The following is an 11,920-nucleotide window of genomic DNA, read 5'->3' on the forward strand; positions in this document are numbered from 1 at the left end:
ACGACCATGCTCGAAGACCACACGCCCGCATCCGCCTGGCCGGCCACCTACCCGACGGGTTACGCCGTGGTCGACGTCGAGACCACCGGTCTGGCCAGGGACGACCGCATCGTCTCGGCCGGTGTCTACCAACTCGACGCGCTGGGGCGGGTGGAGGACCACTGGTACACGCTGGTCAACCCGGAGCGCGACCCGGGCCCGGTGTGGATCCACGGGCTGACCACCGGCGTCCTCAAGGACGCCCCGCTCTTCAAGGACATCTCGGACGAACTGTCGGCGCGCCTCGCCGACCGGGTCCTGGTCGCCCACAACGCCGCCTTCGACTGGTCGATGCTGGCGCGCGAGTACGCCCGCGCCGAACGGATCGCCCCGGTCCGCCAGCGGCTGTGCACCATCGCCCTCTCCAAGGAGCTGGGGCTGCCGCTGCCCAACCACAAGCTGGAGTCGCTCGCCGCGCACTTCGGGGTCGTCCAGGAGCGCGCCCACCACGCGCTGGACGACGCCCGGGTGCTGGCCGAGGCGTTCCGCCCGAGCCTCGTGGCGGCGGCCGGCGGCGGGGTGCGGCTGCCGCTGCTGGAGTGCCGCCCGCTCACCGAGTGGTCCGAGCCGCCCGCCACCCCGAGGATCGGCCGCCAGCCCTCGTACGGCGGCCCGTCCTCCTGGCGCCCGGCCCGCAAGCGGCCCGCCTGCCCCTACCCGAACCCGGGACGGTACGAGCCGGGCGGGCGGCTGGTGCAGGGGATGCGGATCGCCTTCTCCGGGGACACCTCGACCGAGCGGGACCTCCTGGAGGACCGGGCCACCGAGGCGGGGCTGCACGTGGCGACCAGCCTCTCGCGGCTGACCAGCCTGCTGGTGACCAACGACCCGGACTCGGGGACGTCCAAGACGGTCAAGGCCCGCCAGTTCGGCACGCCGGTGGTGGACGAGGCCGCCTTCGGCCAGCTGCTCCAGGACGTGGCGCCCGCACCGGGCGGCTGAACCGCCCGCCGGGGCACGGGACGAAAGGGGCGGGCCCGCCCTGAGGGGCCCGGGGGCAGCCAGGTACCGTCAAGGCGTGTACCGCTTCCTGTTGTCCCGGCAGTGGGTGATCGTGACGCTGCTGTTCGTGCTCCTGATCCCCGTCATGATCGAGCTGGGTTTCTGGCAACTGCACCGCCACGAGCACCGCGTCGAGCAGAACGCGCGCATCGAGCGGTCGGTCAAGGCCGACCCCGTGCCGGTGCGGGAGCTGACCGGGCCCGGCGGCTCGGTGGCCGAGGGCGACCGGTGGCGGCGGGTCACCGCCGAGGGCACCTTCGACCCGGAGCACGAGGTCGTGGTGCGCCGCCGCACCAACTCCGACGACAAGGTCGGCGTCCACGTGCTGACCCCCTTCCGGCTGGGCGACGGCACGGTCCTGCTGGTCAACCGGGGCTGGATCCCCTCCGACGGACCGCAGACCTCGCTGCCGGAGATCCCCGCCCCGCCCTCCGGCGAGATCACCCTGACCGGCCGGCTGATGCCGGACGAGACCACCGCCGCCAGCGGCATCAAGGACCTCGAAGGACTGCCCGACCGGCAGATCATGCTGATCAGCAGCGGCCAGCAGGCCGACGCACTCGGCGTGCCGGTCCTCGGCGGCTACGTCGAACAGGTCGCCCCCGACCCCGGCGCGGACGGCCCCGAGCTGATCAAGGGCCCCGACTACGGCGGCATCGGCCCGCACATGGCGTACGCCGTGCAGTGGTGGCTCTTCGCGGCGGCGGTCCCGGTCGGCTGGGTGATCCTGGTCCGCCGCGACCTGCGCGACCGGCGCGAGGCCGCCGCCGAGGAGGCCGCGAGCGGTGCGGGCGGCGACGGCGGCACGCCCGAGCAGGAGCCCGCCACCGTCGGCGGCTGAGCGCTGCCGGAATCCGCGCCACCCCCCACCTCGCCTCCCGCCGCCCCCGCACGGCAGGATGTGCGCCATGGATCTTGGACTGAAGGACCGCGTCTACGTCGTCACCGGCGCCACCCGTGGCCTCGGCAACGCCACCGCCCGCGCGCTGGCCGCCGACGGCGCGAAGGTCGTCGTCAGCGGGCGTGACCAGGGCACCGCCGAGCAGGCCGCTGAGGCGATCGGCCCGAACGCCGTCGGCATCGGTGCCGACAACGCCGACCCCGAGGCGGCCGGTCGCCTGCTGGCCGCCGCCCGGGAGCGCTTCGGCCGCCTCGACGGCATCCTCATCAGCGTCGGCGGGCCGCCGCCCGGCTCCGCCGCCTCCACCACCGACGAGCAGTGGGAGGCCGGGTTCGCCTCGGTCTTCCTGGGCGCGGTGCGCCTCGCCCGGGCGGCCGCCGCCGAGCTGGGCGAGGGCGGCGTCATCGGCTTCGTGCTCTCCGGCTCCGTCCACGAGCCGATCACCGGCCTGACCGTCTCCAACGGGCTGCGCCCGGGCCTCGCCGGCTTCGCCAAGTCGCTGGCGAACGAGGTCGGCCCGCGCGGCATCCGGGTGGTCGGCGTGCTGCCCGGCAAGATCGACACCGACCGCATCCGGGAGATCGACGGCTTCGCCGAGGACCCGGCCGCCGCCCGCGCCGCCGCCGAGGCGTCCATCCCGCTCAAGCGGTACGGCCGCCCGGAGGAGTTCGGCCGCACCGCCGCCTTCCTCCTCTCCCCCGCCGCCTCCTACCTCACCGGCGTCATGGTCCCGGTCGACGGCGGCGTACGGCACGGCTTCTGACCGGCCGCACGGCACGCACGAGAAGGGGCCCGGCACGCCGCCGGGCCCCTTCTCTCTTCGTACGCCGGGTCAGGAGACCCGTTCCGCCTTGTGCCGGGCGGCCTTGAGGACCACCTCGGCGGGGAGTTCGTCGCGGCCCAGGGAGCCCCGGGCGTTGCGCAGCCCCTGGCCCACCAGACGTTCCAGCGTCTCGCGCGGCCCGGCGGCGGGCTCCAGCCGCAGCCCGGCCCGCACCTCGGGAGAGTCCCGCCGGCCGCGCAGGAGCACGCGGGCGCGGTCCACTCCGGGCAGCCGCTCGGCCTCGTCGCCCAGGGCGTCCTCCACCGCGCGCCCGCGCACCTCGGCGCCGTCCCCGTCGCCGGTGTCGACGGCGAGCGCGGCGAGGCGGTGGCGGCGCAGTTCGGCCGAGAGCCACCACAGGGCGAGCAGCAGGAGCACCGCGAGGACGGCGATCACCACCGGCCACCACCAGCCCTCGTCGCGCCAGCGGGTGCGGTTGGCCTCGGTGAGCAGCACCTCGTGGCGGTCGTCGTAGATCCACCAGGAGGGCGGCTTCACGCCCAGGCCGACGGCGAGGGTGGCACCGCCCGCCACGACCAGCAGGAGGCCGGCGAGGGTGAGCAGGACACGGTTGACCTTGGTTCGCACGCCGGTCACCCCTTTCGCCGAGGACGGACGACCTTGACCGAGACCTTCGGCGGGCGGGCGAGGCCGAGGTCCTCGACGGCCCGCCCGGAGGCGGAGCGCAGATCGGTGCGCACCTCGTCCACGTCCCGGAAGTGCGCGACCGCCCGCACCTTGGCCTTACGCCGCTTCAGCCGCACCTTGGCGCTCTGCACGCCGGGCACCTCCATCGCCCGGTCCCGCAGGACGAGGGCGGCGGCCTTGCGGTGCAGCACCGCGCGGACGTCCGGGTGGACCTTGTTCATCTGCAGCAGGCGGCGCCGGCCGGGGGTGAGGGCGAGCAGCAGCAGCCACAGGCCCAGCGCGGCGGCGACCCCGGCGCCGACCAGCGTCCAGGTGTCGTCCAGCGGGCGCGAGGCCAGTTCCCGGGCGAGGGTGCGGCGCCAGGCCATCGCCCGGTGCCCGGCCCGGACCGCGACCACGTCGTACAGCAGCAGCCCGCTGGCGCCGAGGAGGACCAGGGCGGTGAGGGCGGCGGGGATGCGGCGGGCCGACCAGAAGCGGTGGGCGCGGCCGCCGGGGGCCAGTCCCGGTCCCCGCTCGGGCGGGGTGGGGTCGAGCACGCGCGGGTCCTTCTCCAGCACCCCGCCGCTGCCGGCGCGGGTGGCGCCGTTCTGCTCGGGGGTCTCGCTCATCGGGCCCTCCCTTGCTTCCCGGCCACGCGCAACTTCTCGACCTGGACGGCGACCTCGGGCACGGTCATGCCGGTGAGCCCTTCGACGCGTTCGGTGACCCGGCGGCGTACGGCGCCGCACTGGCGGCCGATGTCGGTGGGGTAGCCGAGTTCGACGCTCACCCGGACCCGGGCGTGGTCCTGGTGGATGCTGACGGTGGCGCGGGGCGGGTCGGCGTCACGCTGGTTGCCGCGCAGGGCCTCCCGCGCGGCCTGCCCGGCGATCCTGGCGACGACCCGGTCCGCGATGCGGGTCTCGCCGCGCTCCGCGGGGGCGACCGGTCTGCTGGTCACCGGCGTCACCGGCGCCCGGAGTCACGTCCGCGCGGGCGGAAGAAGTCGCCGGGCTCCAGGTCCCCGTCGGCGATCCGGCCGGCGAGGAATCCGACCGCGCCGAGCGCCGCCACCAGGACGAAGGCACCGAACCCGCCGAAGTATCCGGCGAAGCCCAGCGCCAGACCGGCCACCAGGCCGATCAGGGCCATGCTCATCTCGTACTCCTTCCGGCCGGCCGGAGCCGGCCGCTGGGGCCCGGGTGCGCGGGCCGAGGCGGGCGGGTCACTGGAGGTTGCGGCCGTCGCCGCCGTCGTCCTGGTCGTCGTCCTCGTCGGGCAGCTTGACGTCGCTGACGGCGATGTTGACCTCGACGACCTCCAGGCCGGTCATCCGCTCGACCGCGTTCACCACGTTCTCCCGCACGGAGCGGGCCACGTCGGCGATCGACACGCCGTATTCGACGACGATCTCCAGGTCGAGGGCGGTCTGCACCTCGCCGACCTCGGCGCTCACGCCCCGGGTGACGGACTTGCCGCCGCCGGGCACCCGGTCGCGCATCGCGCCGAGGGTCCGGGAGATCCCGCTGCCCATGGCGTGCACGCCGTCGACATCCCGGGCGGCGAGGCCCGCGATCTTCTCCACCACGCCGTCGGCGATGGTGGTCTTCCCCCGGGTGCCCGGGCCGCCGTGGCTCCGGCGGCCTCCCAGCTCGCCCTGGCTCTCGCGCTGTGTGGGCTCGGTCATCGCGGCACTTCCCTTCCGCACGGTGATCCACTCGTGGCGCCCACGTTATGCCGGGTTGCCCCGGTTCGCGCCCTGGATACGGCAGTCTGGGGTCATGAGTACGGACGGGTGGACCGAAGCGGTACGGCATCAACTGGGTCTCGGCAGGCTGTTGCCGATGGGAGGGGCGCGGGACGGCGCGTGGTTGACGGAGGCGGCGGCGCGCCCGGTGCTGCGCCAAGCGGCGGACACGGTGCCCGGGGCGCGCCTGGGAGCGCTGCGGATCGGCCCCGTGGACGGCGCCCCGACCGAGGAGCCCGGGGTGCCACCACCCCCGAGCGCCCTGTGGCCGGGCCCCCTGCGGATCGGCGCGGAGTTCGCGGCGACCCGCCTGGAGCCCTTCCCGGCCCTGGCCGACCGCCTCCGCGCGACCCTCTCCGAGGCGGCCACGCACCGCCTGGGCCTGCACGTCACCGAGGTGGACCTGCGCATCACCGGCGTGGACCGGCCGGGCGAGGCGTCCGAGGCGGAATCACCCGCCTCCCCCGCCGCCCCCGGCTCCTCCCCCGCCGAGAGCCGCCCGCCGCACGAGGACACCCCCGAGGCGCGGGCCGCCACGGCCGCCCTCGCGGTCCCGGGAGTGGCCCGCCTCGCCGGCGCCTTCGGCGGCCGCACCGGCGCGGTCCGCATGGACCACCCCGCCCCCGGCCGGCCCGGCCACGTCCGCCTGGAACTGGCGGTCTCCCCCGGCCACCGCCCCCTGGAGGTGGCCCGCGCGGTCCGACAGGCGGTCAGCGAGGCCCTGCCGGACCGTCCTTCGGTGGCGGTGCTGGTGACCGAGGTGGGGTGAGCGGGGAGCGGGTCACGGGCTCTGCCGCGCCCCGCTCCCGGCCGCTACGCCGGCCGCGTGACGGTGACCTCGGTGACCGTCACGCCCGGGGCGAGCAGGCCGACGGTCCTGGACGGAACCGGTCGCGGTCAGCGACCTCTCGGGGGGGCGGCGTCGAGGAAGCCTGGAGGATGGCGGTGAATCAGTCGCCCTGGCCCACCAGGTCGCGCAGGCGGCGGCCCTGGGCGGCGCGCTCGGCGGCGCGCTGCTCGTCGAGGCCACGGCCGACGGCGCCCTGGAGCAGGACCTTGGTCTCCACGACGGCGTCCCGGGGAGCGGCGAGCAGGGCGGCGGCCAGGTCGGCAACGGCCGCGTCGAGCTGCTCGGCGGGGACGACGAGGTTGGCGAGGCCGGTGCGCTCGGCCTCCTCGGCGTGGACGAAGCGGCCGGTGGCGCAGATCTCCAGGGCACGGGCGTAGCCGACCAGGTGGACCAGCGGCTGGGTGCCGGTCAGGTCGGGCACCAGGCCGAGGCTGGTCTCGCGCATGGCGAACTGCACGTCCTCGGCGACCACCCGCAGGTCGCAGGCGAGCGCCAGCTGGAACCCGGCGCCGATCGCGTGCCCCTGCACGGCGGCGATGGTGATCAGGTCGCTCCGCCGCCACCAGGTGAACGCCTCCTGGTACGAGGCGATGATGGCGTCCATCTCCTCGGCCGGGCCCTTGCCCATGTCGACGAAGGAGGGCTCACCCTCGAACCCTTCCGGCGTGAACGCCTGCCGGTCCAGCCCCGCGGAGAAGGACTTGCCCTCGCCCCGGATCACGGCGATCCGCACGGAACCGGGCAGCAGCCGGCCCGCCTCGGCGAGGCTGCGCCACAGGGCCGGGCTCTGCGCGTTGCGCTTCGCCGGGTTGGTCAGCGTCACCGTGGCGGTCGCCCCGTCCACGGTGAGGCGGACGCCGTCCTGGTCGAGCAGCGGGGTTGCGGGATCGGTCGCGGCCATGGCCTGCCTCCGTGCGGTCGGTGCGGGCGCGCGGAAGCGCCCGTAAGTGACTGCACAGTAACCACCCGGCCGACCGGATGACCGACCGGGTGGTACGCGAGCAGGTGAGGGATTGCGGGCCGCGGGCCGGGGTCAGTCCGACGAGGGCTTCTTGCCTCTGGTCGCGCCGCCGCGTCCGCGCAGTGTGACACCGGATTCGCTGAGCATCCGGTGGACGAACCCGTAGGAACGTCCGGTTTCCTCCGCCAGCGCACGAATGCTCGCGCCGTCGTCGTACTTCCTCTTCAGGTCGGCGGCGAGCTTGTCGCGCGCCGCGCCGGTCACCCGGCTGCCCTTCTTCAGAGTCTCGGCCACCCGTGCCTCCTCATGCGAAGTGCGCTCTTGTCTCTCATGATCACCCCTCCCGGCCTTCCTGGCCACCCATTCGGCAAGGTCGGCGGGAGCGGGTTTTGCCAGGGAAATGGGCCATGGCCAGTGGAATCAAGCATTCCGCACGGTTCGGCGCACTGCCGCCGAACGGGTGTCGCGGGGAAGCGGCTGGTCAGCGTGGCGGAGCGGCAGAGCCCAAGCGGCACAAGGGCTGCAGGGAGGAAGACGCGGCCCGGTCGGCGCCTGTCGACGGCCGCGGAGCGCGGGGGTGAGAGCCGCTCACGCAGATGACGGATCAGGACTGGGCCGAATGATCCATCCGAGGACGATCTCCGCGCTCCGTTCCCACCCACGGGGGAACGCGCCGGCCGGCGCACACGCCGGAGCCGCCCGCCCCGGGCAGGGCGGACGGCTCCGAGGGTGCGTGTGCGGTCAGGCCAGGGTGACCAGGTCGAGGTAGTCCGCGCCCCAGAGGTCCTCGACCCCGTCGGGGAGCAGGATGATCCGCTCGGGCTGGAGCGCGTCGACGGCACCCTCGTCGTGGGTGACGAGGACGACGGCGCCCTTGTACGTCTTGAGCGCGCCGAGGATCTCCTCGCGGCTGGCCGGGTCGAGGTTGTTGGTGGGCTCGTCCAGGAGCAGCACGTTGGCCGAGGAGACGACCAGGGTGGCCAGGGCCAGCCGGGTCTTCTCGCCGCCGGAGAGGACCCCGGCCGGCTTGTCGACGTCGTCGCCGGAGAAGAGGAACGAGCCGAGCGTCTTGCGGACCTCGACCAGGTCCAGGTCGGGCGCGGCCGAGCGCATGTTCTCCAGGACGGTGCGGTCGGGGTCGAGCGTCTCGTGCTCCTGGGCGTAGTAGCCGAGCTTGAGGCCGTGGCCCTCGACGACGCTGCCGGTGTCGGGCTTCTCGGTGCCGGCGAGCAGCCGCAGCAGGGTGGTCTTGCCGGCGCCGTTGAGGCCGAGGATGACGACCCGGGAGCCCTTGTCGATGGCGAGGCTGACGTCGGTGAAGATCTCCAGCGAGCCGTACGACTTGGAGAGGCCCTCGGCGGTGAGCGGGGTCTTGCCGCAGGGGGCGGGCTCGGGGAAGCGCAGCTTGGCGACCTTGTCGCTGACCCGCTCGGCCTCCAGGCCGGAGAGCAGCCGCTCGGCGCGGCGGGCCATGTTCTGCGCGGCGACCGTCTTGGTGGCCTTGGCGCGCATCTTGTCGGCCTGGGCGTTGAGGGTCGCGGCCTTCTTCTCGGCGTTCTGGCGCTCGCGCCTGCGGCGCTTCTCGTCGGCCTCGCGCTGCTGCTGGTAGAGCTTCCAGCCCATGTTGTAGATGTCGATCTGGGCGCGGTTGGCGTCCAGGTAGAAGACCTTGTTGACGACGGTCTCGACCAGGTCGACGTCGTGGGAGATCACGATGAAGCCGCCGCGGTAGGTCTTCAGGTAGTCGCGCAGCCAGGCGATGGAGTCCGCGTCGAGGTGGTTGGTGGGCTCGTCCAGGAGCAGCACGTCGGCGTCGGAGAAGAGGATGCGGGCCAGTTCGATCCGGCGCCGCTGACCGCCCGAGAGGGTGTGCAGGGGCTGGCCGAGCACCCGGTCGGGGAGGTTGAGCGCGGCGGCGATGGTGGCGGCCTCGGCCTCGGCGGCGTACCCGCCCTTGGTGAGGAACTCCGTCTCCAGCCGCTCGTACTTGCGCATCGCCTTCTCGCGGGTGGCGCCCTGGCCGGTGGCCATCCGCTGCTCGTTCTCCCGCATCTTCTTGATCAGGGTGTCGAGGCCGCGGGCGGAGAGGATGCGGTCGCGGGCGAGGACGTCGAGGTCGCCGGTGCGGGGGTCCTGCGGGAGGTAGCCGACCTCGCCGGAGGAGGTGATGGTGCCGGCGGCGGGCTGGCCCTGGCCGGCGAGGCACTTGGTGAGGGTGGTCTTCCCCGCGCCGTTGCGGCCGACGAGGCCGATGCGGTCGCCCTTGGCGATACGGAAGGTGGCGGACTCGATGAGGACGCGGGCGCCGGCGCGCAGCTCGACACCGGAGGCGGTGATCACGGACAGACTCCTGGGCAGGAATGGAACGGACGGCGGACTGAAGAGAACGGTCGACGCCGTCTAATGCGTGAGGAGAATGGCCATACGGCGATTCTACCGGCGGCGGTCAACCGCTTTTCGCCCCGCGGGCGGCGCACTCCCCGGGGGCGCGGGGGCAGGAACCGGCAGATACTCGGCACCGGGGCCGGCCGGCGCCCCTCCCACCGGTGAGCGGAATCACCCGTACCGGCCCCGGAGACCCGAGGAGTGCATGCCATGGCCGCCACGGCGAGCGGACCCCCCACCGTCTTCCCGACCGTCCTCTACGCGGACGCCCGGGCGGCCGTACGGACCCTGACCGAGGCGTTCGGCTTCGCCCCGGCGGCGGTCCACGAGACGGCGGACGGGCGGATCGCCCACGCCGAGCTGTCGCTGGGCAACGGCGCGGTGATGATCGGCCCCAAGGGCACCGGCAGTGCCTACGACCGGGCGATGGCGGAGGGCGGACCGGTCGGCGTCTACGTCGTCGTCGCCGACGTGGACGCCCACCACGCCCGGGCCGCCGCCCACGAGGGCGTCGAGATCCTCGTCCCGCCGACCGACCAGGAGTACGGCTCCCGCGACTACATGGCGCGGGACGCCGAGGGCAACATCTGGAGCTTCGGTACGTACGGTCCCGAGCTGCCCGCCTGACGCGGCGGCCGGGGCCCGGCGGCGGGCCGGGCCCCGGTCCGCTCAGGCGCCGCCGGTGTGGACCTGGAACGCGGCCCGGCGCACGGCCTTGGCGAGCGCCGGGTCCGGGTGGGCGGCGGCCAACGCCACCAGCACCTGGACGGTGCGGGGGTGGCCGACCGCGCGCACGTCCGCGAGGAGCGCGGGCACCGTCGGCTGCACGGCGGCCTCCAGGTGCCGGACGAGCAGCGGGGCCTCGCCGTGGTCGGCGACGGCGGCGGCCGTGTCGACCCAGAGCCAGGTGGCCTCCTGGCGGCTGAGGACCAGCGGCGCGTCCTCGGGGTCGGTGCCGTCGTGCTCGGCGAGCCAGAGCAGGGCGTAGGGCCGCAGCAGGGCGTCCTCGGCGGCGGCGCGTACCTCGGCCTCGGCGGGGGCGCCCACGACGCGGAGCGCCTCGAAGGCGAGGCTGCGGACCATGGCGTCCTCGCCCCGGGCCGCCTCCAGCAGCTCGGCCACAGCGCTGCCGACGGGGCGGGCGGCGAGCCAGGCGCGGTACTCGGAGCGGGCCGACTGCGGGCGCAGCCGGGCGCAGCCGCGCAGCATCTCCTCGGCGGGCTGCTCGATGTTGCCCGCCGGGCTCTGGGCGGCCACGCAGATCTGCTCCAGCCGCACCCACACCGCCCAGCTGCCGAGCGGGGTCAGCGTGGCGTGGCCGTCGGCGTAGGTGAGGGCGCCGACGGCGGCGAGGCCGTGCAGGGCCCAGTCGAGCAGGGTGGCCAGCGGAACGTCCTCGGCCGGCTCGGCCGCCGGTTCGGTCCGGGGGCCGTACGGGATCTCGCAGCGCTGGGTGCGCAGTTCCTCCACGCGCTGTTCGAGGAGGTCCAGGAGCTGGGTGACCGGGACGGGGCCGTCCGAGAGCTGGAGCAGGGTCAGCAGCTGCGGGACCGCCTCGATCACCTCGGCGCCCGCGGCGGGGGTCAGCTCGTCGGGGCCGGGGTGGACCAGCGACCAGGCGTCGAAGAGGGCCACCCAGCCGCGCAGCACGGCGGAGTCGTCCCGGTCCCAGGCGCGCAGGCGCCAGCCGGGACGGGCCACGCCGCCGTGCACCTCGACCAGACCGGCGAGGCGGGCGGTGTCCCAGTCGGCACGGACTTTGGCCGGGGTCAGCCCCAGCTCACCCGCGGCGCGGGCGGCGGTCGCCTCGGAGAGCGTGCCCTCCCCGTCGGCGGGTGCGGCCGGCCGGGCCGCCGGGCCACCACGTGGCAGGGCCGCCTCGGCCCAGCGGGCGACCCGGACGGCGTCGGCCAGGCCCTCCCTCGCCATGGCGGCGAGCCGGGCCCGGGGCGGGGTGCCCTCGGGCGGACGGGGGGCGGGCCTGCGGGCCCGGCGTTCGGCGACCGCGGCCGGGGCGGCGGCGAGGGGTCGTGGGCGGACGATTCTGAGCCTGGAGTCGCGCGGGATACGGGACGTCACAGGGGCAGTCTTCCGGGTGAAACCCGGAAATCCCAAACGGAAGCGGGGGCGGGGCTGCTATGGGCGGCTCGGAGCGAAATGTTCCAGCCGCTTTGTCCCCTCCCGGGTGGGGCTTGGGGTTGGGCTCTGCCCGGGCTGGGCCCGTTTCTCGGGGCGCGGGGTTTGCGCCGCCCTCACTTGTGGCCTCATGCGCCGGCCGGGCTGGGTTGCGTCGTGGGCTGGGCTCCGCCCCGGCCTTCCGCGCCTCGACCCTGCGGGTCACCGACTGGCCTCAGTCGCCGGCCGGGCTGTTGGGTGCCGGGCTCCGTCTCGACCGTGCCGGTCAAAGATGGCCTCAAACGCCGGCCGGGCTGTCAGGTTCGCGGTTCCTCCGGCACGTGGGTGGGGCGGGGCCGCGCCGGGGTACCTCCTCACAAACTGCATGGTGCGGGGTGAGTTGGAGCATGGCTGCCTCGTGTGCAGTTTGCTGCGGGGGCACCCCGACACGACCCCACCCCACGGTC

At 74.8% G+C, this 11,920-nt stretch carries 14 protein-coding genes; 5 read left to right on the forward strand and 9 right to left on the reverse strand.

Annotation, left to right across the window (positions count from 1 at the left end):
- Nucleotides 1-6 precede the first annotated feature (6 nt).
- The 3 genes from IF45_RS0126930 (at nucleotide 7) to IF45_RS0126940 (ending at nucleotide 2,705) form a co-directional block, all read left to right on the forward strand.
- Complete coding sequence (locus tag IF45_RS0126930) at nucleotides 7-981, forward strand: DEDDh family exonuclease (RefSeq protein WP_030310035.1); 975 nt, start codon at nucleotides 7-9, stop codon at nucleotides 979-981.
- Nucleotides 982-1,057: 76 nt separating this feature from the next.
- A complete protein-coding gene (locus IF45_RS0126935) occupies nucleotides 1,058-1,882 on the forward strand; it encodes an SURF1 family cytochrome oxidase biogenesis protein (RefSeq protein ID WP_003947393.1) in 825 nt (274 codons plus the stop codon).
- Between the two features lie 67 nt (nucleotides 1,883-1,949).
- Nucleotides 1,950-2,705, forward strand: coding sequence for an SDR family oxidoreductase (locus IF45_RS0126940; RefSeq protein WP_003947394.1), 756 nt, complete (start codon nucleotides 1,950-1,952; stop codon nucleotides 2,703-2,705).
- 69 nt (nucleotides 2,706-2,774) lie between these two features.
- Here the strand turns inward: IF45_RS0126940 and amaP are convergent, their stop codons facing one another.
- From amaP to IF45_RS0126965, 5 genes are all read right to left on the reverse strand, one after another.
- A complete protein-coding gene (gene amaP / locus IF45_RS0126945; RefSeq protein WP_003947395.1) occupies nucleotides 2,775-3,362 on the reverse strand; it encodes an alkaline shock response membrane anchor protein AmaP in 588 nt (195 codons plus the stop codon).
- A complete protein-coding gene (locus tag IF45_RS0126950; protein WP_008403786.1) occupies nucleotides 3,359-4,024 on the reverse strand; it encodes a DUF6286 domain-containing protein in 666 nt (221 codons plus the stop codon). Before IF45_RS0126950 ends, amaP begins: the two co-directional genes overlap by 4 nt.
- Nucleotides 4,021-4,365, reverse strand: a complete 345-nt coding sequence (locus IF45_RS0126955) for an Asp23/Gls24 family envelope stress response protein (RefSeq protein ID WP_030310037.1) — start codon at nucleotides 4,363-4,365, stop codon at nucleotides 4,021-4,023. Before IF45_RS0126955 ends, IF45_RS0126950 begins: the two co-directional genes overlap by 4 nt.
- On the reverse strand, nucleotides 4,362-4,553 hold the full coding sequence (locus IF45_RS0126960) for a hypothetical protein (protein WP_003947398.1): 192 nt from the start codon (nucleotides 4,551-4,553) through the stop codon (nucleotides 4,362-4,364). The genes IF45_RS0126955 and IF45_RS0126960 overlap by 4 nt, the downstream gene beginning before the upstream one ends.
- Before the next feature lie 67 nt (nucleotides 4,554-4,620).
- The gene (locus tag IF45_RS0126965; protein WP_008403778.1) at nucleotides 4,621-5,082 is read right to left on the reverse strand and encodes an Asp23/Gls24 family envelope stress response protein; all 462 of its coding nucleotides are present in this window, start codon (nucleotides 5,080-5,082) and stop codon (nucleotides 4,621-4,623) included.
- Nucleotides 5,083-5,290: 208 nt separating this feature from the next.
- Here IF45_RS0126965 and IF45_RS0126970 point away from each other — a divergent pair, with 208 nt between their 5' ends.
- The gene (locus IF45_RS0126970; protein ID WP_037638617.1) at nucleotides 5,291-5,911 is read left to right on the forward strand and encodes a hypothetical protein; all 621 of its coding nucleotides are present in this window, start codon (nucleotides 5,291-5,293) and stop codon (nucleotides 5,909-5,911) included.
- 181 nt (nucleotides 5,912-6,092) lie between these two features.
- Here IF45_RS0126970 and IF45_RS0126975 read toward each other — a convergent pair whose 3' ends face one another.
- From IF45_RS0126975 to IF45_RS0126985, 3 genes are all read right to left on the reverse strand, one after another.
- On the reverse strand, nucleotides 6,093-6,893 hold the full coding sequence (locus tag IF45_RS0126975) for an enoyl-CoA hydratase/isomerase family protein (RefSeq protein ID WP_008417072.1): 801 nt from the start codon (nucleotides 6,891-6,893) through the stop codon (nucleotides 6,093-6,095).
- A gap of 132 nt (nucleotides 6,894-7,025) precedes the next feature.
- Nucleotides 7,026-7,247, reverse strand: coding sequence for a helix-turn-helix domain-containing protein (locus IF45_RS0126980; RefSeq protein ID WP_003947402.1), 222 nt, complete (start codon nucleotides 7,245-7,247; stop codon nucleotides 7,026-7,028).
- A 447-nt stretch (nucleotides 7,248-7,694) separates the two neighbouring features.
- A complete protein-coding gene (locus IF45_RS0126985; RefSeq protein WP_003947403.1) occupies nucleotides 7,695-9,293 on the reverse strand; it encodes an ABC-F family ATP-binding cassette domain-containing protein in 1,599 nt (532 codons plus the stop codon).
- Between the two features lie 255 nt (nucleotides 9,294-9,548).
- On the opposite strand from IF45_RS0126985, the gene IF45_RS0126990 reads away from it, so the two are divergent.
- The gene (locus tag IF45_RS0126990) at nucleotides 9,549-9,965 is read left to right on the forward strand and encodes a VOC family protein (protein ID WP_015508074.1); all 417 of its coding nucleotides are present in this window, start codon (nucleotides 9,549-9,551) and stop codon (nucleotides 9,963-9,965) included.
- 42 nt (nucleotides 9,966-10,007) lie between these two features.
- Here IF45_RS0126990 and IF45_RS0126995 read toward each other — a convergent pair whose 3' ends face one another.
- Nucleotides 10,008-11,417, reverse strand: a complete 1,410-nt coding sequence (locus IF45_RS0126995) for a hypothetical protein (protein ID WP_003947405.1) — start codon at nucleotides 11,415-11,417, stop codon at nucleotides 10,008-10,010.
- Nucleotides 11,418-11,920 lie beyond the last annotated feature (503 nt).

Source organism: Streptomyces albidoflavus (assembly GCF_000719955.1).
In the GTDB taxonomy this organism is placed as follows: Bacteria; Actinomycetota; Actinomycetes; order Streptomycetales; family Streptomycetaceae; genus Streptomyces; species Streptomyces albidoflavus.

Excerpts from the sequence above, each read along its gene's own strand:
- IF45_RS0126930 (WP_030310035.1), top strand. The coding sequence starts at position 7 with ATGCTCGAAGACCACACGCCCGCATCCGCCTGGCCGGCCACCTACCCG.
- IF45_RS0126940 (WP_003947394.1), top strand. The coding sequence starts at position 1,950 with ATGGATCTTGGACTGAAGGACCGCGTCTACGTCGTCACCGGCGCCACC.
- IF45_RS0126950 (WP_008403786.1), bottom strand. The coding sequence starts at position 4,024 with ATGAGCGAGACCCCCGAGCAGAACGGCGCCACCCGCGCCGGCAGCGGC.
- IF45_RS0126960 (WP_003947398.1), bottom strand. The coding sequence starts at position 4,553 with ATGAGCATGGCCCTGATCGGCCTGGTGGCCGGTCTGGCGCTGGGCTTC.
- IF45_RS0126965 (WP_008403778.1), bottom strand. The coding sequence starts at position 5,082 with ATGACCGAGCCCACACAGCGCGAGAGCCAGGGCGAGCTGGGAGGCCGC.
- IF45_RS0126975 (WP_008417072.1), bottom strand. The coding sequence starts at position 6,893 with ATGGCCGCGACCGATCCCGCAACCCCGCTGCTCGACCAGGACGGCGTC.
- IF45_RS0126990 (WP_015508074.1), top strand. The coding sequence starts at position 9,549 with ATGGCCGCCACGGCGAGCGGACCCCCCACCGTCTTCCCGACCGTCCTC.